Below are 24,233 nucleotides of genomic sequence, written 5' to 3'. Positions count from 1 at the left end.
GCAGGCAACCTGCCAGCGACCGCAACCGTAGCCGTACGGCCGCCGAGTCCCTCTTGCCAAGCCTCGGCAACAAGTCGAGGATTGTCCCTTCTCGGGCGGCTTTCGAGGCGTCTGAGGCGCCCTTCGACCTGTGTGACCTGCGTGAGGAGCCGGGGCCATGGATTTCGGACTCGTACTGCAGACCGACCCGCCCGCTTCGGAGGTCGTCGGCCTCATGCGGCGCGCGGAGCGCAACGGCTTCCGCTACGGCTGGACGTTCGACTCGGCCGTGCTCTGGCAGGAGCCGTTCGTCATCTACAGCCGCATCCTGGAGCACACCACCCGGCTGACGGTCGGCCCCATGGTCACCAACCCGGGCACCCGCACCTGGGAGGTCACGGCCTCCACCTTCGCCACGCTCAACGACATGTACGGCAACCGCACCGTGTGCGGCATCGGGCGCGGCGACTCCGCGATGCGCGTCGCCGGGCGCAAGCCCAACACCCTCGCCCGCCTCGGCGAGGCGATCGGCGTCATCCGCGACCTCGCCGAGGGCCGCGAGGCGGACGTCGGCGGTCAGACCCTGCGGCTGCCGTGGGTACGGGACGGCAAACTGCCGGTGTGGATGGCGGCGTACGGCCCGAAGGCCCTCGCGCTCGCCGGACAGCGGGCGGACGGCTTCATCCTGCAGCTCGCCGACCCGTATCTGACGCAGTGGATGGTGAAGGCGGTACGGGACGCGGCGGCCGACGCCGGGCGCGACCCGGCGGACGTGAAGATCTGTGTGGCCGCCCCCGCCTACGTCGGCGACGACCTCGCGCACGCCCGCGAGCAGTGCCGGTGGTTCGGCGGGATGGTCGGCAACCACGTCGCCGACCTGGTCGCCCGGTACGGCGAGCACTCCGCGATGGTGCCCGAGGCACTCACCGCGTACATCAAGGCGCGCGAGGGCTACGACTACAGCCACCACGGCCGGGCCGGCAACCCCGACACCGCCTTCGTCCCCGACGAGATCGTCGACCGGTTCTGCCTGCTCGGCCCGGTCGAGGCTCATCTCGAACGGCTGCGTGAACTCAAGGAGTTGGGCGTCGACCAGTTCGCCCTCTACGCGATGCACGACGCGCGCGAGGACGTCATCGACGCCTACGGGACATCGATCGTGCCCGAGCTGTCCTGACCGCCGAACCCCTGGGCGCGGGCCCGCCGCGCCACCCTTGGCCATGGCATGATCTGGGCGTGACCGGCCTCCCGAGAACCCTCAGCCGTGCCCTGGCGCTGTCGGCGACCGCGCTGCTCCTGGCCGGCTGCGGGCTCTCCGAGGAACTGGACCGCGAGACGAACCCGGAACGCCGCCCGCCCGCCGAGGCGGCCCCTCCCGGCGCGAACACGCAGCGCCCCACCGGCCCCACCGATTCCGCGCGTCCCGCCGATCCCGCCGATCCCGCGACCCCCTCAGGCCGCACCCCGCCGTGCCCGAACTCGGGCGTCACGATGTCCCCCGGCATGGTCACGGCGACCATGGGGCTGCGCGCGATGTCGGTGACGCTGACCAACTGCGGCCACCGCGTGCGCGTGGTCGACGGCTATCCGGACATCCGCGTCCGCGGGCTCGACCGCGCCCTGTTCGACGTCTCGGTGCTCAAGGGCACGGAGCCGGTCACCACTATGGACGACCCCGGCCCGCACCGCGTCGCGCTGAAGCCGGGGGAGCGCGCGTACACCACGCTGGTCTGGCGGTACTCGGCCGTCGACGCGAGCACCCGGCGGGGCAGCGGTGTCTACGTGGAGATAGGCCCCGCCAAGGGGAAGCCGCGCCAGACCGTCGAACCGGACGGCGGCCTCGACATCGGAGAGACCGGCATGCTCGGCACGACGGCCTGGCAGCGCAGCCCCCGGTCGTCCTGACCCCGAGCCCGCACCGTCCGTGCCGTGCCCCGGATCAGGGCACGCGGGCCGTCCACCCGGACGTCCCGAACTTGGTGCGCACCAGCTCCTGCGCGCGCGCCGACTCCTCCTCGGTGACCTTGCCCTCCGTCAGGCCGTACCGCGAGCGGAAGGAGTCGATCATGCGGTCGATGACCGCCTCGCGGGGCAGCCCGGTCTGCCGTCGCAGCGGGTCGACGCGCTTCTTGGCGCTCCGCGTGCCCTTGTCCGACAGCTTCTCCTTGCCGATGCGCAGGACTTCGAGCATCTTGTCCGCGTCGATGTCGTACGACATCGTCACGTGGTGCAGCACCGCGCCCGCGCCGCCGCCGGGCGCCACCGTGCGCTTCTGCGCCGCACCCGCGATCTTGCCCGCCTCCGTCGCGATGTCGTTGAGCGGCTGGTACCACGCCTTGATGCCCATGTCGGCGAGGGCGCCGAGCACCCAGTCGTCGAGGTAGGCGTAGCTGTCCTGGAAGGAGAGCCCCTGGACCAGGGCGTCCGGGACGGAGAGCGAGTACGTGATGGTGTTGCCGGGCTCCACGAACATGGCCCCGCCCCCGGAGATCCGGCGCACGACGTCGATGCCGTGCCGGGCCGCGCCCTCCGCGTCGACCTCGTTGGCCAGCGACTGGAAACTCCCGATGATCACCGAGGGCGAGGCCCACTCCCACACGCGCAGCGTCGGCGGGCGCCGTCCCGCCGCGACCTCCTGGGTCAGCACCTCGTCGAGGGCCATGTGCAGGGCGGGCGGCTGCGGGCCCTCGTGCACCAACTGCCAGTCGTAGTCGGTCCAGTCCGTGGCGTGCGCGAGCGCGCGGCGGACGGCCACGCCGACGCCCTCCGACGTCAGGCCGTACATGACCGTGCCCTCCGGGAGCGCGGCGTCGATACGGGCGGCCAGGCCCGCGGCGTCCGTGTCGGCGGGGGCCCCGTCCAGCGCGCCGTTGATCGCCTCCAGCGCCTCGTCGGGCTCCAGGAAGAAGTCACCGGCCACCCGCGTGTCGCGCAGCGCGCCGTCCTCGACGTCCAGATCCACCACGACGAGCTTGCCGCCGGGGACCTTGTACTCACCGTGCACCGTGTCTCCTCCATGGCCGCGGGCCACGACCGCCCCCGGCTCGTCGTTCCGGACCGCCGAATCGTCCCCAACGCTAGCCGAGCACGGAAATGTCCCCGACCGCACCTCTTGTGCGCGCCGTACGGGGGAACCCGCACCGGACGGCGCATCCCCGCAGGACCGCAGGCCCGAAGAAGGGAAGGACACCCGGCAGAACACCCGGAAGAACACCCGGCAACCCGCCCCCGGCCCCGCCCCCACTGGAGTACGCACCATGCCCATCTCGGTCGTCCTGTTCACCTCGGACCTGCGGGTCCACGACCATCCGCCGCTGCGCGCCGCCGTCAAGGGCGCGGACGCCGTCGTGCCGCTCTTCGTCCGTGACCCGGCGATCGACGGCCACGACGACATGGGGCCGAACCGCGCGGCCTTCCTCGCCGACTGCCTGGCCGACCTCGACCGACGGCTGCGGGACCGCGGCGGCAGGCTCGTGGTGCGCACCGGCGACCCCGTCGAGGAGGCCCGCGCCGTCGCCGAGGAGACGGACGCCGCGGACGTGCACATGGCGGGCGGCGTCAGTCGGTACGCGCACGCCCGCGAACGGCGGCTGCGCGAGGCGCTGGAGAAGGACGGCAGGAGCCTGCACGTCCACGACGCCGTCGTCACCGCGCTCGCACCCGGAGAGGTGACCCCCACGGGCTCCGACCACTTCGCCGTCTTCACCCCGTACTTCCGCCGCTGGTCCGCACAGGAACCCCGGGCCGTCCTCGCCGCCCCGCGCACCGTGCGCGTCCCCGACCGGGTCCGCTCCGACTCGTTGCCCGACCGGGACGACCTGTCCGACCTCTCGCCGGGGCTCGCCCGGGGTGGCGAGGCCATCGGACGCGCGCGCTGGAAGAAGTGGCTGCGCGCCGGCGACGACGGCATCGACGGGTACGAGGAGCGCCACGACGACCTGGCGGGCGACGTCACATCGAAGCTCTCGCCGCATCTGCACTTCGGCACGCTGTCCGTCACCGAACTGGTCCGCGACGCCCGCGCCCGGACGGGCCAGGGGGCCGAGGCCTTCGTGCGGCAACTGTGCTGGCGCGACTTCCACCACCAGGTGCTCGCCGCGCGGCCGCGCGCTGCCACCGCCGACTACCGTACGCGCGACGACCGTTGGCGCTCGGCAAAGGCGGCGCGGGAGGACATCAGCGCCTGGCAGGAGGGGCGCACGGGCTATCCGATCGTCGACGCCGCGATGCGCCAGCTCCTTCACGAGGGGTGGATGCACAACCGCGGCAGGCTGCTGACCGCGAGCTTCCTCGCCAAGACGCTCTACGTCGACTGGCGCATCGGCGCCCGGCACTTCCGACGGCTCCTCGTCGACGGCGACGTCGCCAACAACCAGCTCAACTGGCAGTGGGTGGCGGGCACCGGCACGGACAGCCGCCCCAACCGGGTGCTCAACCCCGTGACCCAGGCCAAGCGGTACGACCCGGACGGAGCTTACGTACGCCGCTGGGTCCCCGAACTCGCCGAGCTGAAGGGCGCGGCGATCCACGAACCGTGGAAGCTGCCCGCGAAGGAGCGGAAGCGCTACGACTATCCCGAACCGCTCCTCGAACTGGCCGACGGGCTCAGCCGGTTCAAGCAGGCACGCGGCATCGAGTGAGCGCGCGGGACCTCAGGCCCCGGTGATCCTCGCCACCAGGGTCAGCGCCGTGGCCAGCGGGTCGGCCCCCGGCTGCGGTGCGGGGGACCGGCCGATCAGGGGCCGTTCGGTGCAGCCCGTGTCCAGGTGCGGCGGCCGGAAGTCGACGACCGCGACGGACCGCGGCGCGAGTTCGCCGGCCAGCACGCCGAGCCAGCCGCTCAACGCCGCCTTGGAAGCGGCGTAGTCGGCGGTGCCGGGCCGTTCCGTCGGATCCCCGGTGACCGCCAGCAGGAACCCCTTGTCGGCGACCACCGGGGCCGCGCCCCGCAACACCGCCATCGGACACAGGGCGTTGACCGTCAGCAGGTGGCCCGCCGCCGCGTTGGACACGTCCTCGACGGCGCCGAACCCCGCCGCCCCGACCGTCACGAGGACCCCGTCGAGCCCCGAAAGGACCCGCTGCGCCCACGGGCCGAGGGCGGTGCACTGGTCCAGGTCGCACGCCTCGAAGCTGCGGGCGGGGCAGTCGCCGAGGTCCTGGGCCAGTGCGGCGAGGCGTACCGGATTGCGGCCCGCCAGGGCCACTTCGGCCCCACGTTCCGCCAGGGCGCAGGCGGTGAGGCCGCCGAGGACGCCGGTGGCGCCGACCACCAGGACGCGGGCGCCGGAGATTTCCATGCTCTGCCTCCCGGGAGCGCGGGACACCGTGCCGCGTACTCCTCGTACACGGGCCGGAGTTGGCCCCACAGTGGTGACATTCCGTGAGAGGCGACAACCCGCAGCGCTTGTGCGTCGTATCGTCGCGGGATGGGTGCGACACGGCAGGCGGAATCCACCGGGCGGTCCGGCGCGGCCGACGCGGGGCTGGCCACGGGCGCCGTCGCCCGCAGGCTCGGCGTCGCGCCGACCACGTTGCGCTCGTGGGAGCGGCGGTACGGGATCGGTCCCGCCCGCCGCGAGCAGGGCAGGCACCGCCGCTGGAGCCCCGAGGACGTCGGCCGGGTGGAGGAGATGTGCCGGCTGACCGGCCTCGGCGTGCCGCCGGCCGAGGCCGCGCGGCTGGCCCTGACCGAGGCCGCGGCCACGGTGCCGCGCTCCCGTCCCGCGAGCGTCCCGGGCACGCTCTCCCTCGGCACCGTCCGCCAGGAGTGCCGCGGCCTCGCCCGGGCGGCGGTGCGGCTCGACGCCCCCGCCGTCGAGTCACAGCTGCGGACCGCGCTGGGCGCGTACGGGCTCACCACTGGCTGGGAGGAGGTCATGGCGCCGGCCCTGCACGCCATCGGGCGCAAGTGGGCCTCGTGCGGCGAGCGGTACGTGGAGGTCGAGCACCTGCTCTCCTGGCACGTCTCGTCCGCTCTGCGCCGCGTCCCGGACGTCGGGGCGCGCGTGGTGCCCCCGCGCCGGTCCGCGCCGGCGCCCGCCGCTCCGGTACTGCTCACCTGCGTACCCGGTGAGCAGCACACCCTCGCGCTGGAGGCCCTCACCGCGGTGCTCGGCGAACGGGGCCTGCCCACCAGGATGTTCGGCGCCGCGCTCCCCGCGGAGGCGCTGTACGAGGCGGTGCGGCGCATCGGGCCCTCGGCCGTGGTCCTCTGGGCCCACTCGCGCAACACCGCCGACCGGGCACTGGTGCACCTCGTCACGGAGACCGAGTGGGGGGTGCGGGGTGCCAGGGCCCGCCCCGCCGTGCTGGTCGCGGGGCCGGGGTGGGCGACGGGGGCGGGGGCGTACGCACCGGGGGTCGGGCGGCTGACCGGGCTGCGGACGGCCGCGGACCGGATCGAGGCGCTCTTCGCGGGATGAGTACGGTCGCCGCGTGTCCGGCCGAGGTGCCGCAATGGCGGAGTTATGCGCCGCACACGAGGGGTACCGATCACGGGCGCTGTGCGCACGAGCCGCGGCGGGCGCTGGGAGGCAGGCGTGGACGCAGGAAGCGTGGACCGGATCGCGGAACCCTGGGGAACCCGCACCCCCTTCGGGCGGCACGAGCCGTGGCCCGCGCGCGTGGACACCTGCCTGGCGGACGGCGTCACGCCGGACGACGTGGAGCGCTGGGTGCAGACGGCGTCGATCCTGCACTCCGACGGCGACGCCATGGACATCGCCGTCGTGGACGGCCGCATCGCGGGCGTGCGGGGCCGGGCGCGGGACCGCGTCAACCACGGCCGGCTCGGGCCCAAGGACCTCTTCGCCTGGCAGGCCAACGCCGCACCCGACCGCCTCACGCGCCCGCTCGTCCGGCACGAGGGCCGCCTCGTGGAGTGCGACTGGGACACCGCGATGGAACGCGTCGTCTCCCGCTCGCGGACCCTTCTGTCCGACCGGGGGCCGGGATCGATCGGCTTCTACACCAGCGGCCAGCTCTTCCTGGAGGAGTACTACACGCTCGCGGTCCTTGCCCGGGCCGGCATCGGCACCAACCATCTGGACGGCAACACCCGCCTGTGCACCTCCACCGCCGCCGAGGCGCTGAAGGAGTCCTTCGGCTGCGACGGACAGCCCGGCTGCTACGACGACATCGACCACGCCGACGTGATCGCGCTGTTCGGCCACAACCTCGCCGAGACCCAGCCCGTGCAGTGGATGCGCGTCCTGGACCGGCTTGCGGGCGGCGACCCGCCCCGTCTGGTGTGCGTCGACCCCCGGCCCACCCAGGCGGCCCGCAGGGCGGCCGTCCACCTGGCCCCGCGACCGGGCACCAATCTCGCCCTGCTCAACGCCCTCCTGCACGAGATCATCCGTACCGACCGGGTGGACCACGCCTACATCGAGGCCCACACGGTCGGCTTCGACGAGTTGTCGGCCCGGGTGGCGACGTGCACGCCGGTCTGGGCGGCGGAGATCTGCGACGTGCCCGCCGCGCGGATCGGGGAGGCGGCGGAACTGCTTGGGACGGCGGACCGGCTGCTGTCCACCGTGCTGCAGGGCGTCTACCAGTCCCACCAGGCCACCGCGGCCGCCGTACAGGTCAACAACCTGCACCTGATCCGCGGCATGCTCGGCAGGCCCGGCGCGGGGCTCCTGCAGATGAACGGCCAGCCCACCGCCCAGAACACCCGCGAGTGCGGCGCCAACGGTGATCTGCCGGGCTTTCGCAACTGGCAGAACGACGCGCACGTCGCCGACTTGGCGCGGGTGTGGAACGTGGAGCCGACGACCATCCCGCACTACGCGCCGCCCACCCATGCGATGCAGATGTTCCGCTACGCCGAGCAGGGCTCGATCCGCATGCTGTGGATCAGCGGGACCAACCCGGCCGTATCGCTGCCGGAACTGTCCCGGATCCGTTCGATCCTGGGGCAGGAGCGGCTCTTCGTGGTCGTCCAGGACCTGTTCCTGACCGAGACCGCGCAGCTGGCCGACGTGGTGCTCCCGGCGGCCACCTGGGGGGAGAAGACCGGCACGTTCACCAACGCCGACCGGACGGTGCACCTGTCGGACAAGGCGGTCGAGCCACCCGGAGAGGCCCGGCCGGACCTGGACATCTTCCTCGACTACGCAGCCAGGATGGACTTCCGCGACAAGGACGGCGGGCCGCTGATCACCTGGGACGGCCCCGAGACGGCGTTCGAGGCGTGGAAACGGTGCAGCGCGGGCCGCCCGTGCGACTACACCGGCCTCAGCCACGACAAGCTCCGGGGCGAGAGCGGCATCCAGTGGCCGTGCGACGACCGGGCCCCCGACGGCACCGAGCGCCTCTACACCGACGGCATCGCCTGGGCCCACCCCGACACCTGCGAGTCCTACGGCAAGGACCTCGTCACCGGCGCGGCACAGGAGCCGGTGGAGTACCGGTCCCTCAACCCGGGCGGCAAGGCCCTGCTCAAGGCGGCCGCGTACCTTCCGCCGCACGAACTGCCCGACGAGGCATACCCGTTCCAGCTGACCACCGGGCGGACCGTCTACCACTTCCACACCCGCACCAAGACCGGCCGCACCCCCCAACTCGACGCGGCCGCCCCCGACGTATGGGTGGAGGCATCCGCGCGGGACGCGACCGCGCTCGGACTCGGCGAAGGCGACCTGGTGGAGGTCCGTACGCCCCGCGGCGCCCTGCGCGGCCGGCTGCGCGTCACGGACATCCGCGCCGGACTGCTCTTCGTCCCGTTCCACTACGGTTACTGGGACACGGACGCCGGCTACGGCCCCGACGAGGACACCCCGGGCCGGGCGGCGAACGAGACCACCATCACCGACTGGGACCCCGTGTCCAAGCAGCCGCTGTTCAAGACCGCCGCGGCCGCGCTGCACCTCCTGGAACGCGGCGACGGAACGAGCGCCCCCGCCCCGACCACCACCGCCTCGGCCCCCGCGTCGGGCCCCGGGGCCGCGACGGTACCGGCCACGACAGGAGGCCCGTCCGCACGCGTCACCCACACGACCGGGCCCGTGGCAGACACCTCCGGAAAGGAGAGCCGGTGAACGGCGTCACCCTTGCCCTGCGGGTCCTCCACCACGGTGAGAAGCACCTGGCCGGGCACCTGACCTCGGTGGCCCGGCGCCACCACACCGAACACGAGGTCCACCACGTCGGCCTGGACCTCGCCGACTGGTCCCGCACGCACGCAAGGCGCCTGACCGACACCGCCGAACGCTACGGCGCGGACCTGGGCAGACTCTCCGCCCCGTCCCTCCCGCACCTGCTGTCCACCCTCACGGAGAAGGCGTCCGACGCGGTGGCGCACCGTCCCGAACCCGGACTGCTGCTCCTGCGCGATCTGCGGGAACTCCACCTCGCCGCCGCGGAGAACTCCCTGCACTGGGAGATGCTCGCCCAGGTCGCACAGGCCACCAAGGACGACGACCTGCTCGGGCTGGCCTCCGAGTGCCACCCTCAGACCCTGCGGCAGATGCGCTGGACGAACACCCTGATCAAGACCCTGTCACCGCAGATCCTGTCCAGCCTGTGACCCGCGTGGGGCGGCGCGACCTCGCGCCGCCCCAGTACCTCAGCGCCGCCCCCGCACCTCAGGAGCGCTGCCCCCGCACCTCAGGCCTTCGCCGGGAACCGGTCCCAGACCCGGTGTTCGGCCAGCAGCGAGGTGATCTCCCGCAGCACCGCCGCGCCGTCGTCGGCGACCACCACTCCGGGGGCCGCGGCCGGTACGCCCGCCGCCTCCAGGGCCGACTGCGTCCCGTTCCAGCCGCCGATCGCCTTGCCGTGCCGGTACGCCTCGGAGACCAGGAGCAGCACCCGCGGGTCGGTGACCCCGGCCCGCAGCTCGTCCGCCTTGGCGTCCCGCGCGCCGTACGCGTCCGCCCCCGCCCGGGGCGTTCCGCCCAGCAGGACCGCGTCGAACTCGATCGACCTCGCGGTGGTGAACGTCCGCTGCACGGTGACCGGTTCGCCCTGCCGGTCGTCGAGCTTGCCGCCCGTGGCCGCGATCACCAGCGGAACCATGTCCGCGTCCAGGACGGCCTGCCGCACGGCCCGCAGGCCCGCGAGGTCGTCCGCCGGGTCGGCCACGATGCCGATGATGCGGCCGTCCGTCGGCCAGCTGCGGCCGAGTTGGGAGAGCGCGGGGCTCGGGTCGACCGACGCGAGCGGCTCGGTGGCATCGGGCGCCGGAAGGCCGAGACCGGTCGCGACCTCCTGGCACAGCTCCGGGTCGATGTTGGCGAGGACCCTCAACGCCCGTTCCTTGATGGCCTGTTCGTAGCACTTGTTCAGCTCGAAGGTGTACGCGGCGATGATGTGCTCACGCTCCACCGGCGACATGCTCAGCCAGAACCTGCGCGGCTGGCTGAAGTGGTCGGCGAACGAGGCGGGCGCCCGGCGTACCTTGGGCCCGGCCTCGACCCGCGCCGGCACCTCCACGAAGGCCGAGACGTCCTCGCCGGCGAAGAACGGGCAGCCGCCGTCGAGGGAGTTGGGCTTGTAGGGCGCGGTCCCCGCGTGCACCGCCGTCTGGTGCATGCCGTCGCGCAGCATGTCGTTGACGGGGGCGTGCGGGCGGTTGATGGGCAGCTGGCCGAAGTTGGGGCCGCCGAGCCGGGAGATCTGCGTGTCCAGGTAGGAGAACAGGCGGCCGGTCAGCAGCGGGTCGTCCGTGACGTCGATGCCCGGGACGAGGTGGCCGGGGTGGAAGGCGACCTGTTCGGTCTGCGCGAAGTAGTTCACCGGGTTCGCGTTCAGCGTGAGCAGCCCGATGGGCTGGACGGGGGCCAGCTCCTCGGGGACCAGGTTGGTCGGGTCGAGCAGATCGATGCCCTCGAAGACCTGCTCCGGGGTGTCGGGGAAGACCTGGACGCCCAGCTCCCACTGCGGGAACGCGCCCGCCTCGATCGCGTCCGCGAGGTCGCGGCGGTGGAAGTCCGGGTCCATGCCCGCGGTGATCTGGGCCTCCTCCCACACCTGCGAGTGCACGCCGAGCCGCGGCTTCCAGTGGAACTTCGCCAGCGTGGTCGCACCCTCGGCGTCGACGAGGCGGAAGGTGTGGACGCCGAAGCCCTCCATCATCCGGTACGAGCGCGGAATGCCCCGGTCGGACATGTTCCACAGGGTGTGGTGGGCGGCTTCGGTGTGCAGGGTGACGAAGTCCCAGAACGTGTCGTGCGCGCTCTGCGCCTGCGGGATCTCCCGGTCGGGGTGCGGCTTGCCGGCGTGGATCACGTCGGGGAACTTGACGGCGTCCTGGATGAAGAACACCGGGATGTTGTTGCCGACCAGGTCGAACGTGCCCTCGTCGGTGTAGAACTTCGTCGCGAACCCGCGCGTGTCCCGCACGGTGTCGGCGGAGCCGCGCGAACCGAGGACGGTGGAGAACCGTACGAAGACCTCCGTCTCGGCGCCCTTCGCGAGGAACGCCGCCTTCGTGATCTTCGCGGCGGTGCCGTAGGCCTGGAACACGCCGTGCGCGGCGGCTCCGCGCGCGTGGACCACCCGCTCCGGGATGCGCTCGTGGTCGAAGTGCGTGATCTTCTCGCGCAGATGGTGGTCCTGGAGCAGGGTCGGGCCCCGCTCGCCGGCCTTCAGCGAGTGGTCCGTGTCGTACAGCCGGGCACCCTGCGCGGTGGTGAGGTAGGCCTCCCGCTGGGCCACCACCTCTTGGTCGACGCCGGTGTCCGCGCCGGTCGGGCTGACCGTGGCCGGGCCCTTCTGGTCCGGCTTGGGCGGCAGCGGGCCGCGTACCCGCGTCGGCTCCTCGACCTGGACGGGCTCCGGGGCGGGACGGCCGGGGATGTCCGGGTTGCCGCCGCCCGCGTCGGGGCGCAGTGCGTCGGCCACCTTCTCGGCGGCCTCCTTCACCGGGTTGCTCTGGGGACCTTCGCTGGAGCTGGACGTGGCCACTTCATTCCCTTCGGTCGGAACCGTTTGTGAGCTGGGACAGAGCTGCGGGCTGACGGTGACGCCCAAAACGTCGGACGGGTCCCGGTGGCGAGACATACCCCGGCCCGAGCGGGGCCCCACCGAGGACGGAGGCGTTCAACTCCGATGACGCGCCGTGCAACTCCGATGGCGCACCCCGCCCTGCCGCCGTCTCCACTCGATGGCCATGAGGAGTCGCCGTCCCATCCGTGTCGCGGGGCGTCTGATGTCGTTCCGGGGGCCCGGAGGCCGTCGGTCCCGGGTGACCCGGTGCGAAGCCGGTGAAACAGATGAATCGCCCCGCATTCGGACGAGGCGTGGGATCCGGAATGCGCGACATGCCGACGCACCGGAAGCTGGAGGTGAGTGCGCGGACCCCGCACCGTTGGAACGACGCGGACGACGCCAACGATGCGCGCCTGTCCGAGGCGCAGCGGGCCACCCCCGACTGGACGTGGACCGTCCTGGGCGGACCCCGGGCGGCCTGGCTCGACGACCCCTGGCCCCTGCTCTGCCGCGCCCGCCTCGTGATCACCCACGCCGGACAGAACGCCGTCGCGGAGTGCGCCGCCGCCCGCGTACCCACGCTCGTCATCCCGCAGGACCGCCCCTACCGGGAGCAGCACGCCACGGCGCACGCCCTGCGCGCGGCCGGCCTGGCGACCGTACGGGAGGACTGGCCCGCCGCACGGGAGTGGCCCGCGCTCCTGTCGAGGGCGGCCGCACGGCCGGACCGCTGGGACGAGTGGTCCCACGGCGACGGGGCCCAGCGGGCGGCGCGGCTGCTCACCGACCTGGCGTCCCGCGGACCGGCGCCCAGCGCATCGGCGTCCCGCACATCGGCGTCCCGCGCACCAGGGCAGGGCGCATGCGGACCGCGGTGATCACGCCGGCCGCCGGGCGGCACGCGCATCTGCTGCTCCAGCAGGACGGCCTGGCCCGCGGCAAGCGCCGCCCCGACCAGTACGTGATCGTCTCCATGGCCGACCCGGACATCGGCCCGCTGATCGCGGGCCGGGACCCCGCGGCCGCCGTGGTCCCCGTCCCACTGGCCGGGGGCAGGATGCCGCTGGCCGCCGCCCGCAACACAGGGGCCGCGCACGCCCTCGGCGCCGGTGCCGACCTGCTGGTCTTCCTCGACGTGGACTGCGTGCCCGGCCCCACCCTGCTCGACGGCTACGCCCGCGCGGCCGAGGACGACGCGCTCCTGTGCGGGACCGTCACCTACCTGCCGCCCGCACCGCCCGGCGGCTACCGGCTGGACGACCTGGACGCCCTCGCCGAGCCGCACCCCGCGCGCCCGGCACCCGCCGAAGGAACGGTGGTGCGCGGGGGAGACCCGAACCTGTTCTGGTCCCTGTCGTTCGCCCTCACCGCCGCGACCTGGAACCGCGTCGGCGGCTTCTGTGAGGACTACAGCGGATACGGCGCCGAGGACACCGACTTCGCCGCCACCGCCACCCGGCACGGCGTCGACCTCTGGTGGGTGGGCGGCGCCCCCGCGTTCCACCAGCACCACCCGACACAAACGCCCCCGGTCCAGCACCTCGACGACATCCTGCGCAACGGCGCCCTCTACCGGCGACGGTGGGGTGTCTGGCCGATGGAGGGGTGGCTGCGCGCCTTCGAGGCCCGCGGTCTGGTGACGTACGACGAGGCCCCGACGCCTGGCACCGGACGCGGGCGGACCACCGGTGAGCCGCGGCCGCCGGGGCGCGGTCACGCGTCAGAGCAGCAGCACGATCGCGTAGACGAGGAAGAACGCCGCGATCAGCACCGCGAGGCCGATGATCAGGGCCAGCGGCCCCTTGGACCAGCCCTTCGGGGGGTTGTGCGTCTCTTCGGGCCCCGCGCCCGGCATGCTGCTCTCCGCCGGCGGGGTCTCGCCCGGGGGCACGCCCCCGCCCGGCTCCAGGCCGGTGGTCTGCTGCGGATCGGGGTCGGGGTCCGGGTCCGGTCGCCGCGGATCGGGCGACTGATCCGGGTGCTGGGAGGGGGTCATGAGAGCCAAGTTCTCACGGACGGGCATCCGGCCCGCCGCGCCACGCAGGGCGGTCGACAGCCTCTGCCGGAGCGGGAGGACGAGCCCTCGGGGCCCGAACTCCCCGGGTTGCCCGCAGGCCGTCCTGAGCGCCCGCCTCTCGGGGCCCTACGCAGAAACCACGAGGTGACAGCTCCCGTGTTCACGACCCGCCCCATTCGGTGACGATGTCGCCGAGACTCACCGCGGGACGGCCGAGCATCGCTGTCAGCGCGCGCTGCTGACGCTCGGTCAGCGTTGTCAGGAAGACGACCACGTCAGCATCGGCCTGCTCACACGCTTGAGCCACCTCGCGGACCTTCCCGTAGCTCAGCAGGGTCCGCGAGGAGTAGGGCAGGCCCATCTTCTGAGCCCCGCCGTCCGAGACGCCTCGCCGCTGCACGATCTGCCCGACAATCCGGGCGCCCCGCGCTGCGAGTCCTGCAGCGGCCGACGTCATGAGTGCTTCGAAGTCCTTCTGCTTCGCTGAAAAGAGGCCGACCAGGACCACATCAGCGCCGGCGCCGGTGAGCTGCGAAGGCTGGCACCGGGCACGCTCCCGTGGCACGTGGCGAGCAAGGCGCCGGTCACGCCGTCTGGGCTGATGCATGAAGCACAGGCTAGAAGTCCGGCGGCCTACGGCGATACCGGTTTCCGGGCATGGTCCCGGCTTCGGAGTCAACCCACCGAAGGACTTCCGGAGCCGACCGCTTGGCGAGTTCCAATCAAGTCGCGTGCGACGGCCGCAGCGCATCTCAACCGCCCGCCCTCGTCCGCCACTTGACTACTTGAGGTCGGAGAGAAGTGCGTCAAGTGCCTTCTGTAGAGCGTCGGAGTTGGCTGTGTCGAACCATGTGGTGCGGATGCGCTCGTTGGCTCCTTTCGGTGTCTCGTGGTCGGCGGCGAGCCGGTGCAGGGAACGGGTCTCGTCGCTCAAGGCGCGCCCGATGCCCTGGAACAGGCCGCGGATGTAGCGGTCGGCGTCCTCAGCGGGAATGCCCTGCCGGGCGGCCCAAGCGGTGAGTGTGACCAGGTACCAGTAATGGGTGGTCAGCGTGGCCGTCAGGGTCTGGAAGACGTTGAGGGTCGCTTCGTCCGCGACGGGGAGGGTCCCGCCGAGGTGGCCGAAGAGGTCGTCCACGGCCGGGTGGGAGGGGCAGGTCACGGTGACGGACCGGCACTCGCGCACGGAGGGCAGCGGGATGGCGCGCACCACGGGGGCGCCGGTGGCGAGCGTTTGGCGCAGCTCGCTGATGGCGATGCCGGTCATGAGGCTGACCACGACTTTGTCGCTGCCGACCCGGAGCCCGGGGAGGGCCTCGTCACGGTCCTGGGGGCGGACGGCGAGGATCACCAACTCGGAGCGGTTCACCACGTCCTGGTTGTCGGTGCACACCCGCACGCTCGGATACTGCTGGGACAGTTCCGCGGCGGTACGGGCTCCTCGTGGCGAGAGGCAGATCTTCGGTGGTTCCTCGATGCCGTCACATAGGCCGTCCACGATTGCGCGGGCGATTTCGCCTACGCCGATGATCCCGATGCGCTTCATCATGTCTCCTGACATCTCGCTGACGGTGCGGCGGGTCGCCGATCCCTATCCCGGCGAGGCCAAGACGGCTGTTCGTCGGCTTCGACGGCGACCTGGCCGGCGAAGCGACCAGGGCCGCGAACCGGATGCACGGCCTGCATTCTTCCTCTCCGCGTTCGCGGCCCTGGGCGACATGGCCTCCGGGCCTACTATGAGCAACTCCGCGGGCGGCGCGCTCTGGGACAGCGTGGCGGCGTGGCGAAGTGCAACGGCGTCATCCCCCGATATGTCCGCCGGCCGGTCCTGGGCGCCTACCCGATTTTGAGCCTGGAAGAGGTGCCGACGACGTGCTGCTCGGGAGCGCAGCCGACGGGCCGCACGGTCTCTGGCATCCGTCCGCGATTCCTTCAGCACCTTCTTGTTTCCTTGTCCGCTTCGTTGCGACTAACTTTGGGCGACTTGAGCAAGGGTGGAGGGTACATGGCCGGGTTGAGCAGGCTCGACGGCAAACGGATTCTGGTGATCGGTGGTGGCGGGGCCGGGATCGGCCGAACCATCGTCCGGTCCTGTGCGGCTGCAGGGGCGGCGGTGGCGGTGGCCGACGTGGACGCTGCACGGGCAACCGAGGCGGCGGACGAGTTGCGTGCGGCCGGGCACGTCTCCTACGCGCTGAGCGGCGACGTCCGCTCCAGCGAGCAGCTCGAAAACGTGATCGTCGGCGCGGCCGAACAACTCGGTGGACTGGACACCCTGATGACGGTGGTCGGCGGGCAAGCTGCTTTCGTACCCGCGGTCAGGCTGCATGAGATGACCGACGACGACTGGGACACCGTCTACGACGTGAATCTGCGCTACGTGGCTCGCGCGGTGCGGCGCGTGCTGCGGCTGTTCCTGGAACAGGGCACCGGCGGGAACATCGTCAGCATCGGCTCCGTCACCGGATTCATGGCCGCTCCGAAGCAGGCCGGTTACGGCGCTGCCAAGGCCGGCCTGTACAGCCTGGCCCGGACCGTCGCTGCCGAGTACGCGGCCGACGGCATCCGGATGAACGTCGTCGCAGGCGGGGCGATCAGCACTGCCGTCAACACCGGCCCCTCCGACACCTGGGTTCCAGAGATCCCGGTAGGCCGCTACGGCACGTCGGAGGAGATGGCTGCTGCGGCCGTCTACCTGTCCTCGGACGAGGCCCGCTACATCACGGGCCAGCAGATCGTGCTGGACGGCGGAGTCTCGGTCCGCGGCCCATTCCCCGAATAGCCGGGCACGAAGACGACCTGGTGCTCCAGGATTGAACGCCAAGGATTGATCTTGGTGCGGCGGGACCGTCGGTTCAACGTGGTCGAGGAAGTTCGCCACACTCGCCGCACGCGGACTCGAGTGGGCGGCCACGGAAATCCGCCTGCGATGAAGGGCAGGCGGATCTCTTGCTCAGTTTCGTGGTTACAGTTTTATCTCCCATGGGCCGGGCGTTTCGATTTGGAGATATCCAGGTCCCGGTATCTTAAAAGTCCCGCGGATCACCGCTGGGTCGATCAATTCGGTGACTTTCTTCCCATCTTCGGAGAAGTGCAGGATATTGATGTCCTGCGTGGGTATTTTCGGTGAAAATTCATAGCTAGCGGAGCGGACAGCAGTGGTGCAGCGAACCACGTCTGTCGCCATTCCGATTTCTGCGGACGACAGGATGCGGGCGGCACTGGCAGGGGTGGCGCGAAGCTGCCACCGCGCGATCCCTCCGCCACTGTTCGAGTCCGAAATCCGTTTAACGAATGCATGGGTGAATCTCGGCGCAAGGAGAAATCGGTAGGGCTTGCGACCCCACGTACTGATGGAAGCCGGTTCGCGCTCCTCGCGTCCAGCAGATTTAGCGATGCCGCCGACAACAAACGCACTGAACCAGGAATTTCTTGCCTGAAACTCGACTAGGGTCGGCATGCCCGGATCGCGGCAGAGTTCGACCTCGCGATTACGTCGACCCTGATATGAAACTTCCTTCAACGTGTGGCTCCTCACTGCGTTCGTCGAGGCCGGGTGCGCCGGCGGTGTCGGGTCCCGTATTGCTTGGCCGCGGCACCGCCTCCGGATAGCCCAGCTTATGAGGGCTTTCCCATGCCGTTGAAGAGGGCGTGGAGGACGCGGTCGACGTACTCGTGGGTCAAGGGCTCCTGGGTGATCAGGAATTGGAAGTAGAGCGGGCCGGAGAGCATCGCCATGGCGAGGCTCAGGTCGAAGGCGGGTGACAGCTGGCCTTGCTCCTGTGCCGCTCTCAACCGGTTGACGGTCATTTCGGCCTGGGGGGCGATGAAGCGCTCGTCGAGCGCGGCGGCGACCTGTGGGTCGTGCTGGGCCTCACCGATCAGGGACCGGTACAGCGGACCGAAGGGCGGGTTGCCCAGCAGGTCGACGGCCGCGTGGATCTGTGTGCGCAAGTCGGCGACGATGTCGCCCGTGTCGGGGTAGTCCAGGCTGGACTGGTGCAGCGACAGCAGTGAATCCAGGAGCAGGGCACCTTTGGAGGGCCACCTGCGGTAGATGGTGTGCTTTCCCGCGCCGGCTCGGGCCGCGATCGCTTCGATGCTGAGCTTGGCGTAGCCGATCTCCTGGCCCAGTTCCAGCGTGGTCCGCATGATGGCCTCGGTCTTGGCGGTGCCGCGGTGAGGGTCGGTCATACCGCCCATCCTATCGGCACGGCACGTGCCGTACTTGACGGGAGAGTGGCCGGTGCGGTCTTCTGAACGGCACGGCACGTGCCGTTCCAACGGGGGGACATGTATGGAATACGACGTGATCATTGTGGGCGCCGGTCCGACGGGATTGATGCTGGCGTGCGAGCTGCGCCTGGCCGGGCTGCACCCGCTGGTGCTGGAGCGTTGTCCGCGCCGCCGGGACACCCCGAAGGCCGGCGGCCTCGGCGGGCAGATCCTGGAACTGCTGCGCTACCGGGGCCTGCTGGAACGATGCGAGGCCGCCTGCACCGGCCCCCGTCCCGCCCCTCGGTTCCCCTTCGGCGGCGTTCATCTCGACCTGACCCAGCTCGCCGACCCTCCACTGCATGCCCTGCCGCTCCCGCAACAGCAGCTCGAAAGGCTGCTCGAGGATCGCGTCGGCGAGCTCGGCGCCGACATCCGCCGCGGGCATCAGGTGGTCGCGGTCGTCCAGGACGAGACAGCCGTGACCGCGGAGGTGCTCAGCCCGGACGGGCCGTACCGGGTGACCGCCCGTTACCTGGTGGGCTGCGACGGTGCTCGTAGCCGGGTCCGCGACGCGGCGGGCATCGCATTCCCCGGCACCACCTATCCGGAAGTCAACCGGCTGGCCCAGGTCACCTTTCCCGACACGGTGACCGTGCTCGACAACGGGGATCTCGACATCGCCGGCTTCGGGACGGTGCCGGGAGGTTTCACCCGGACGGACCGCGGGCTCTTGGGCGTTGGCGCATCGTCGGACTCACCCGTGGTCTCCCTCTACACCACCGAGGACGAGACCGGCGAGTACGACGACGACAGTCCGATGTCCACGGCCGAGTTCCAGGACAGCGTCCGTCGCGTCCTGGGGGCGGAGCTCCCGGTGGCCGAAGCGATCCGCCTGTCGCGGTTCACCTTCAAGGCCCGGCAAGCCGAGCAGTACCGAAGTGGGCGGATCCTGCTGGCCGGTGACGCGGCGCACTTGTTCCCCGCGACAGGAGTGGCGATCAACGCCGGCATGCTCGACGCCGTCAATCTGGCCTGGAAGGTGGCCGCCGACATCCACGGCTGGGCCCCGGACGGACTGCTGGACACCTACCACGACGAACGGCACTTCGCCGGCGCGCGCACCATGCTGCACACCCGAGCCCAGGTGGCGCTGCGGCGCGGCACCGACCCGGCCGCCGACGCACTCCGCGAGGTCTTCCAGGAACTGCTCACCGACGAGCAGGCGCTGCGCCGCATGGGGGCGTTCGTGGCCGGCTCCGACATCCGCTACCCGATGGCCGGATCATCCGGCCGCCACCCGTGGGCCGGAGCGTTCGTTCCCGACCTCACCCTGCACGGCGACCGGGGAGTGACCGGCGTCGGTGAACTCCTGCACACCGCACGGCCTCTCCTGCTGGACCTCGCGGACCGAGAAGACCTCCGCCGGGTGGCCGCAGACTGGCGCCTCCGCATCGACGTCCACACCGCAAAGACCGACGACTTCCCTGCCGACGCCGTCCTGATCCGGCCGGACGCACACATCGCCTGGGCCGCGGCCGTCGAGGAGCCCCACGACACCGCCGCGCCGGCGCTGCACGAAGCGCTCGGCCGCTGGTTCGGCACCCCCGGCCCCAACGCCTGACGGGGACGCTCGGCCTGCACACCTGACATCCACACCGTTCACAGAGAAAGCGATCACAGATGCCGCTCGTGCCCGCCGACCCGACTCTGGTGCACCCGATGCCCGGCCAGCCGCGGGTCGTGCTGCTCAAACCCCTGGTGACCTCACCGCTGATCGAGGTCGGGGAATTCACCTACTACGACGATCCCGATGACCCCACCGCCTTCGAGACCCGCAATGTCCTGTACCACTACGGGCCCGAGAGACTCATCATCGGGAAGTTCTGCGCGCTGGGGGAGGGCGTGCGGTTCATCATGAACGGCGCCAACCACCGGATGGACGGCCCCTCCACGTTCCCCTTCCCCATCATGGGCGGCTCGTGGACCGATCACTTCGATCTCATCACCGGCCTGCCCGGACGAGGCGACACCACGGTGGGCCACGACGTCTGGTTCGGCTACCGGTCCATGGTGATGCCCGGCGTCCGCATCGGACACGGAGCGGTCATCGCCTCCGGCTCCGTCGTCGTCGACGACGTCCCCGACTACGGCGTCGTCGGCGGCAACCCCGCCCGGCTGCTGCGCCGCCGGAACTCCGACGCCGACATCGCGCGCCTCCTCGAACTGGCCTGGTGGGACTGGCCCCTGCCGCACCTCACCGCTCATCTCCGCACGATCATGTCCGGCACCGTGGACGACCTGGAGGCCGCGGCCCCCGGCACCTCCGCGCACTGAGAATCGAGCCGCCATCATGCCGCGTACATCCTCCGGCCCCCGCTTCACCGACTGGCTGCGCGACCATGCCGTCCCGCTCACCAGCCTGGACCCCCGGGCTCCGCTCGACGACCTGGAACCGCTGCGCGACCTCGTCGAAGACGCCCGCGTCGTCGCGATCGGCGAACACTCCCATTTCATCGAAGAGTTCGCACTGCTGCGCCGCCGCGTCCTGCGGTTCCTCGTCGAACGCTGTGGCTTCACCGTCCTGGCCTTCGAGTACGGCTTCAGCGAAGGCTTGACCCTGGATACCTGGGCCCAAGGGGAGGGCACGGACGAGGACCTGACGGCCCACCTCGCCACGGCGGTTCCCGTGGGGCTCACCGAACCCCTGCAATGGGTCCGCCGGCACAACCGCACCGCCTCCTCACCGGTGCGGTTCGCCGGGATCGACATCCCGGCGGCAGGAGGATCCCTGCTGCCCTCCCTGGCCCCGGTCGCCGACTACTTGCGCCGCGTCGACCCCGAGACCGTACCGGCCGTCGAGACGGCCATGCGGATCGCCGCGTCGTTCGCCGGCGGCACCGCGGCCGTGGCCGCGCCCGCCTGGGCGCGCCTGCCCGCCACCGAACAGGACGCCCTCACCGCGCTTCTGGCTCGCCTGCTCATCCGCTTCCGTTCCCTCCAACCGCTGTACGTCGCCCGCGGCGACCGGCACGAGTACGACCTCGCCGCACACCGCCTCGAAGGGGCCTGCCACGCCGACTACACCTTCCGCGCCATGGCCGGCCTGTTCGCGGGCAACGGCCTCACCGCCGACACCTCGGCCCGGGACGCCTACATGGCCAGATCGGTCCTCTGGCACCTGGAACGCCTCGACCCCGGCGCCCGTATCGTCCTGGCCGCACACAACGCCCACATCCAGAAGGAGCCCATCTCCTTCGACGGACGCCTCACGGGGCTCCCCATGGGACAGCAGCTGCAACGTGCGCTCGGCGACGGCTATTTCGCGCTCGCTCTGACCAGCGTCGCCGGACACACGGCGGACATGCACCGCGACGAGAAGGCGCCCTTCGGCTTCACCCTCGGCGACACGACGCTGGCACCACCCGAACCCGGAAGCATCGAGGCCGCGTTCGCCGACGCCGGCCACGGGCTCGGCATCGCCGATCTTCGCGGTGCACGCACCCATGTCTCCGACCACTCCGCACTCTCCGACCAGCCCGACCGCATCCGGTTGCAGGGGACGTACGTGCACACTCCCGTCACCGATGCCTTCGACGCAGTCCTGACCAGCCCGGCCTCCACGGTGACAAAGGACCTCCGCCTCTGAAGAACAGGAGGGGCGCAGCTGTGACGCCTACGGGTGGTGTGGTGCTGGGGCACCCGTGTGGTGGAGACGGGCTCGGCATCACCCGAGCCGCAGTCAGCACCGGCCCGTGGCACGAGCACACCAACACCGAGCTCCGCGACGCCCAGCGCGAGCTGGCCGGGGCCGGATGGCACCTGCTGGCCGATGCCGACGGCCGCCTCGCCCACTGGTGGGCCGAGGCCGGGCTGGACCGGGCCTTCCCGCCCGGCGGACACCTCAGCCATTGCCTCCTCAAGGGCAACCCCCGCAATTTCGTCCTCGTACGCTCCGACATCACGGTCGCCTTCGGAAACCATCGGGCCCCCGGCCACAAGCCCGGCCCCGCCGCCCGTACGGCATCCGCCCCTTAACCAGCGAGGGAAGGGTCAGCGGGGTCACAATGGGAAGAACGTAGGCGCGCTTGTCATAGCGCGTGGCCACGGCCCGGAAGGTCTTGAGCGCGTTGGTGGTGCGTTCGACCTCGTTGCGGCGTCTGTAGACCGTCCTGTCGAAGCCAAAGTACGTCCGCCGACCAGCGGCGGTGACGCTCGTAGAGGGTCTTCCACGGCCCGTACCGCGCAGGCACGTCACGTCAGGGCGTGCCCGTTCGCAGGCGGAAGAGGATGCCGTTGATCACCGTGCGATGGTCGCTCTACCGTCCGCCCGGCAATCCGCCGCCGGGCAGCAGTGGTTGGAGCCGTACCCACTCGGCGCGTGTCAGATCGCCCCGCCCGACCTCGGGGACGGCGCCCCCGTTCACGCAGACCGGACTACGCGGTTACGCGGTGATCCGCCGGGCGTACACCTCGATCTCGATCTTCATGCGGGGATCGGCGAGGCCGCACATGAGCATGGTGGCGGCCGGCCGGACCTCTCCGAAGGCGCGACGCAGCACCGGCCAGCAGGGCTCGAAGTCGGCCCGGTCGGGCAGCAGATAGCGCACCCGCACCACGTCAGCGAAGGTGCACTCCGCTTCGCTCAACGCAGCCTCGATGTTGCGCAGGCACTGCTCGGCCTGCTCCACCACGTTGTCCGAAATCGTCATGGTGGTGTAGTCGAACCCGGTCGTCCCGGACACATGAACCCACTCGCCGTCGACCACGGCGCGGGCGTAGCCGATCTGCTCCTCGAACGTCGAGCCGCTGAGGATGGAACGTCGTTCTGTCATGCGCCGAACGCTAAGTGACCAGCACTGATACGTCTAATACACTTTCGGGCATGGAGTGATATCTCTTTGCGTATGGAGCGCCCCGAACTTCCCCTCCCGCAGCTGCACGCCTTCGTCGTGCTCGCCGAGGAACTCCACTTCGGTCGCGCCGCCACCCGCTTGGGCATCGCCCAGCCGCCGCTGAGCCAGCAGATCCGCCGCCTGGAGGACAAGGTCGGGTACGCGCTCTTCAGCCGCGAACCCGGGAACATCGGCCTCACCCCGGCGGGCCGGGAACTCCTGCCCGCTGCCCGGCATGCGCTCACCGACCTGGCGACAGGTCTGACCGCAGCCAGAGAGGTCGGCAGCGGCAGGGCCGGCCGCCTGCGGATCGGCTTCGCCGCCTCCCTCGCCCTCACTGTCCTCCCCGGCCTGTTGCGCACCTTCCGGGAACGGTTCCCCGCCGTGGACCTGGACATCCAGGAGATGACCACCACACCGCAACTGGCCGCTCTGCGCGAAAGGGTGATCGACATCGGCCTGTTGCGCGAACCGCCCGCCCATGACGCGGACCTCGGATTCAAGACCGTGTTGACCGAACCGTTCGTGGCCGTCCTGCCCTCCTCACACCCACTCACGGCACAACGGACCGTCAGAGTAGAGCAGTTGGCGGAAAGCCCCTTCGTGCTCCTGCCCCGCGCCGTCGGCCCGCCGCTGTACGACCAGATCACCAACCTGTGCACCGCTGCGGGCTTCACCCCCCAAGTGACCCAGCACGCCGTGGAATGGCAGACCGTCTGCGCCCTGGTGGAAACTGGCCTGGGCGTATCACTGGCCCCGAACAGCATCCGCCGCATCCGCCTCAAGGGCGTTGCTTTCCGCGGGATCGAGCCCGGCACCGCGCGCACACGAGTCGCCGTCGCATGGCGCAAGAACGATGCGAACCACCTGGTCCTACGCCTGTTGGCAGCTCTCAATCAAGATCCGCGGGACAGCCCTTAGGGCGTTGCGGCCCGCAGTCGGCGCTGCTGGGGTGCAGGCAGGTTGCTGGAAGCGCTTGGCCGACTCGGGAGCAGCTGTGCCATGCAGCGGCGCGGGCGGGTGCTGATGACCGCGTCGGCACCCACCCGGCTGGGGGCGCCGAGCTCGTCGGCCGCCACACGCCGGCGCCCCTTGCCCTCGCCGTCCGCGATGTCGGCCTCGTACAGCCAGCCGTTGGCAGTGTTGGTCACGTACGCGTGTGCCACGGCGTCCGTCGCAACCCGGACGCT

Annotated in this window: 23 protein-coding genes and 3 pseudogenes; 14 read left to right on the top strand and 12 right to left on the bottom strand. The window is 71.2% G+C overall.

Annotated features, from left to right (window positions below; genetic code table 11):
* Window positions 1–157 precede the first annotated feature (157 nt).
* Window positions 158–1,156: a TIGR03842 family LLM class F420-dependent oxidoreductase gene (locus ACFYO9_RS10645; RefSeq protein WP_358776962.1), complete on the top strand. Its 999-nt coding sequence runs from the start codon at window positions 158–160 to the stop codon at window positions 1,154–1,156.
* Between the two features lie 59 nt (window positions 1,157–1,215).
* A complete protein-coding gene (locus ACFYO9_RS10640) occupies window positions 1,216–1,884 on the top strand; it encodes a DUF4232 domain-containing protein (protein ID WP_358776961.1) in 669 nt (222 codons plus the stop codon).
* A 34-nt stretch (window positions 1,885–1,918) separates the two neighbouring features.
* Here ACFYO9_RS10640 and ACFYO9_RS10635 read toward each other — a convergent pair whose 3' ends face one another.
* Window positions 1,919–2,983 carry a biotin/lipoate A/B protein ligase family protein gene (locus ACFYO9_RS10635; RefSeq protein WP_358776960.1) on the bottom strand — a complete coding sequence of 355 codons (1,065 nt, stop codon included), beginning with the start codon at window positions 2,981–2,983 and terminating at the stop codon, window positions 1,919–1,921.
* A gap of 253 nt (window positions 2,984–3,236) precedes the next feature.
* On the opposite strand from ACFYO9_RS10635, the gene ACFYO9_RS10630 reads away from it, so the two are divergent.
* On the top strand, window positions 3,237–4,619 hold the full coding sequence (locus ACFYO9_RS10630; protein ID WP_358776959.1) for a deoxyribodipyrimidine photo-lyase: 1,383 nt from the start codon (window positions 3,237–3,239) through the stop codon (window positions 4,617–4,619).
* Between the two features lie 12 nt (window positions 4,620–4,631).
* Here the strand turns inward: ACFYO9_RS10630 and ACFYO9_RS10625 are convergent, their stop codons facing one another.
* The gene (locus tag ACFYO9_RS10625; protein WP_358776958.1) at window positions 4,632–5,279 is read right to left on the bottom strand and encodes an SDR family oxidoreductase; all 648 of its coding nucleotides are present in this window, start codon (window positions 5,277–5,279) and stop codon (window positions 4,632–4,634) included.
* A gap of 129 nt (window positions 5,280–5,408) precedes the next feature.
* Between ACFYO9_RS10625 and ACFYO9_RS10620 the strand changes: the two genes are divergently transcribed.
* From ACFYO9_RS10620 to ACFYO9_RS10610, 3 genes are all read left to right on the top strand, one after another.
* Window positions 5,409–6,404, top strand: coding sequence for a MerR family transcriptional regulator (locus tag ACFYO9_RS10620; protein WP_358776957.1), 996 nt, complete (start codon window positions 5,409–5,411; stop codon window positions 6,402–6,404).
* 117 nt (window positions 6,405–6,521) lie between these two features.
* Window positions 6,522–9,023, top strand: coding sequence for a nitrate reductase (locus tag ACFYO9_RS10615; RefSeq protein WP_358776956.1), 2,502 nt, complete (start codon window positions 6,522–6,524; stop codon window positions 9,021–9,023).
* Window positions 9,020–9,511, top strand: coding sequence for a hypothetical protein (locus ACFYO9_RS10610; protein WP_358776955.1), 492 nt, complete (start codon window positions 9,020–9,022; stop codon window positions 9,509–9,511). Before ACFYO9_RS10615 ends, ACFYO9_RS10610 begins: the two co-directional genes overlap by 4 nt.
* Before the next feature lie 80 nt (window positions 9,512–9,591).
* Here ACFYO9_RS10610 and ACFYO9_RS10605 read toward each other — a convergent pair whose 3' ends face one another.
* Window positions 9,592–11,892, bottom strand: coding sequence for a catalase (locus ACFYO9_RS10605; RefSeq protein ID WP_358776954.1), 2,301 nt, complete (start codon window positions 11,890–11,892; stop codon window positions 9,592–9,594).
* A 356-nt stretch (window positions 11,893–12,248) separates the two neighbouring features.
* On the opposite strand from ACFYO9_RS10605, the gene ACFYO9_RS10600 reads away from it, so the two are divergent.
* Both ACFYO9_RS10600 and ACFYO9_RS10595 read left to right on the top strand, forming a co-directional pair.
* Window positions 12,249–12,794, top strand: a complete 546-nt coding sequence (locus ACFYO9_RS10600) for a glycosyltransferase (RefSeq protein ID WP_358776953.1) — start codon at window positions 12,249–12,251, stop codon at window positions 12,792–12,794.
* Window positions 12,779–13,333, top strand: a pseudogene (locus tag ACFYO9_RS10595) (glycosyltransferase family 2 protein); the annotation flags it as partial. The gene ACFYO9_RS10600 and the pseudogene ACFYO9_RS10595, both read left to right, overlap by 16 nt.
* A gap of 303 nt (window positions 13,334–13,636) precedes the next feature.
* Here the strand turns inward: ACFYO9_RS10595 and ACFYO9_RS10590 are convergent.
* The 3 genes from ACFYO9_RS10590 to ACFYO9_RS10580 all read right to left on the bottom strand — a co-directional run bounded on the left by ACFYO9_RS10590 (window position 13,637) and on the right by ACFYO9_RS10580 (window position 15,494).
* Window positions 13,637–13,912, bottom strand: coding sequence for a DUF6480 family protein (locus ACFYO9_RS10590; protein WP_358776979.1), 276 nt, complete (start codon window positions 13,910–13,912; stop codon window positions 13,637–13,639).
* A 181-nt stretch (window positions 13,913–14,093) separates the two neighbouring features.
* Window positions 14,094–14,540: a hypothetical protein gene (locus ACFYO9_RS10585; protein ID WP_358776952.1), complete on the bottom strand. Its 447-nt coding sequence runs from the start codon at window positions 14,538–14,540 to the stop codon at window positions 14,094–14,096.
* A 174-nt stretch (window positions 14,541–14,714) separates the two neighbouring features.
* Window positions 14,715–15,494 carry an NAD(P)-binding domain-containing protein gene (locus ACFYO9_RS10580; protein ID WP_358776951.1) on the bottom strand — a complete coding sequence of 260 codons (780 nt, stop codon included), beginning with the start codon at window positions 15,492–15,494 and terminating at the stop codon, window positions 14,715–14,717.
* Between the two features lie 219 nt (window positions 15,495–15,713).
* Between ACFYO9_RS10580 and ACFYO9_RS10575 the strand changes: the two genes are divergently transcribed.
* A complete protein-coding gene (locus tag ACFYO9_RS10575) occupies window positions 15,714–16,715 on the top strand; it encodes an SDR family oxidoreductase (protein WP_358776950.1) in 1,002 nt (333 codons plus the stop codon).
* A 183-nt stretch (window positions 16,716–16,898) separates the two neighbouring features.
* Here the strand turns inward: ACFYO9_RS10575 and ACFYO9_RS10570 are convergent, their stop codons facing one another.
* Both ACFYO9_RS10570 and ACFYO9_RS10565 read right to left on the bottom strand, forming a co-directional pair.
* On the bottom strand, window positions 16,899–17,456 hold the full coding sequence (locus tag ACFYO9_RS10570) for a hypothetical protein (protein ID WP_358776949.1): 558 nt from the start codon (window positions 17,454–17,456) through the stop codon (window positions 16,899–16,901).
* 95 nt (window positions 17,457–17,551) lie between these two features.
* Window positions 17,552–18,127: a TetR/AcrR family transcriptional regulator gene (locus ACFYO9_RS10565; protein WP_355816143.1), complete on the bottom strand. Its 576-nt coding sequence runs from the start codon at window positions 18,125–18,127 to the stop codon at window positions 17,552–17,554.
* A gap of 103 nt (window positions 18,128–18,230) precedes the next feature.
* Here ACFYO9_RS10565 and ACFYO9_RS10560 point away from each other — a divergent pair, with 103 nt between their 5' ends.
* The 4 genes from ACFYO9_RS10560 to ACFYO9_RS10545 are packed head-to-tail and all read left to right on the top strand — an operon-like array spanning window position 18,231 to window position 22,186.
* Window positions 18,231–19,772 carry an FAD-dependent monooxygenase gene (locus ACFYO9_RS10560; protein ID WP_358776948.1) on the top strand — a complete coding sequence of 514 codons (1,542 nt, stop codon included), beginning with the start codon at window positions 18,231–18,233 and terminating at the stop codon, window positions 19,770–19,772.
* 59 nt (window positions 19,773–19,831) lie between these two features.
* The gene (locus ACFYO9_RS10555) at window positions 19,832–20,485 is read left to right on the top strand and encodes a CatB-related O-acetyltransferase (protein ID WP_358776947.1); all 654 of its coding nucleotides are present in this window, start codon (window positions 19,832–19,834) and stop codon (window positions 20,483–20,485) included.
* Between the two features lie 16 nt (window positions 20,486–20,501).
* Window positions 20,502–21,797: an erythromycin esterase family protein gene (locus ACFYO9_RS10550; protein ID WP_358776946.1), complete on the top strand. Its 1,296-nt coding sequence runs from the start codon at window positions 20,502–20,504 to the stop codon at window positions 21,795–21,797.
* Between the two features lie 20 nt (window positions 21,798–21,817).
* Window positions 21,818–22,186 (top strand): hypothetical protein, encoded by a 369-nt coding sequence (locus ACFYO9_RS10545; protein ID WP_358776945.1) that lies wholly within the window; start codon window positions 21,818–21,820, stop codon window positions 22,184–22,186.
* 43 nt (window positions 22,187–22,229) lie between these two features.
* On the opposite strand, the pseudogene ACFYO9_RS10540 reads toward ACFYO9_RS10545, so the two are convergent.
* From ACFYO9_RS10540 to ACFYO9_RS10530, 3 genes and pseudogenes are all read right to left on the bottom strand, one after another.
* Window positions 22,230–22,325, bottom strand: a pseudogene (locus tag ACFYO9_RS10540) (IS5/IS1182 family transposase); the annotation flags it as partial.
* Window positions 22,324–22,575, bottom strand: a pseudogene (locus tag ACFYO9_RS10535) (transposase); the annotation flags it as partial. The pseudogenes ACFYO9_RS10540 and ACFYO9_RS10535, both read right to left, overlap by 2 nt.
* An 18-nt stretch (window positions 22,576–22,593) precedes the next feature.
* Window positions 22,594–22,983 carry a RidA family protein gene (locus ACFYO9_RS10530; RefSeq protein ID WP_358776944.1) on the bottom strand — a complete coding sequence of 130 codons (390 nt, stop codon included), beginning with the start codon at window positions 22,981–22,983 and terminating at the stop codon, window positions 22,594–22,596.
* 72 nt (window positions 22,984–23,055) lie between these two features.
* Here ACFYO9_RS10530 and ACFYO9_RS10525 point away from each other — a divergent pair, with 72 nt between their 5' ends.
* On the top strand, window positions 23,056–23,964 hold the full coding sequence (locus tag ACFYO9_RS10525) for a LysR family transcriptional regulator (RefSeq protein ID WP_358776943.1): 909 nt from the start codon (window positions 23,056–23,058) through the stop codon (window positions 23,962–23,964).
* Here ACFYO9_RS10525 and ACFYO9_RS10520 read toward each other — a convergent pair.
* A complete protein-coding gene (locus ACFYO9_RS10520) occupies window positions 23,961–24,194 on the bottom strand; it encodes a hypothetical protein (RefSeq protein WP_358776942.1) in 234 nt (77 codons plus the stop codon). The two genes, ACFYO9_RS10525 and ACFYO9_RS10520, sit on opposite strands and share 4 nt — an antisense overlap.
* Between the last annotated feature and the right edge of the window lie 39 nt (window positions 24,195–24,233).

Origin of the sequence: Streptomyces sp. NPDC005863 (assembly GCF_042871345.1) — a bacterium.
In the GTDB taxonomy this organism is placed as follows: Bacteria; Actinomycetota; Actinomycetes; order Streptomycetales; family Streptomycetaceae; genus Streptomyces.
The sequence above is the reverse complement of the archived record's forward strand: the minus strand, read 5'-3'. Positions and strand labels throughout refer to the sequence as shown.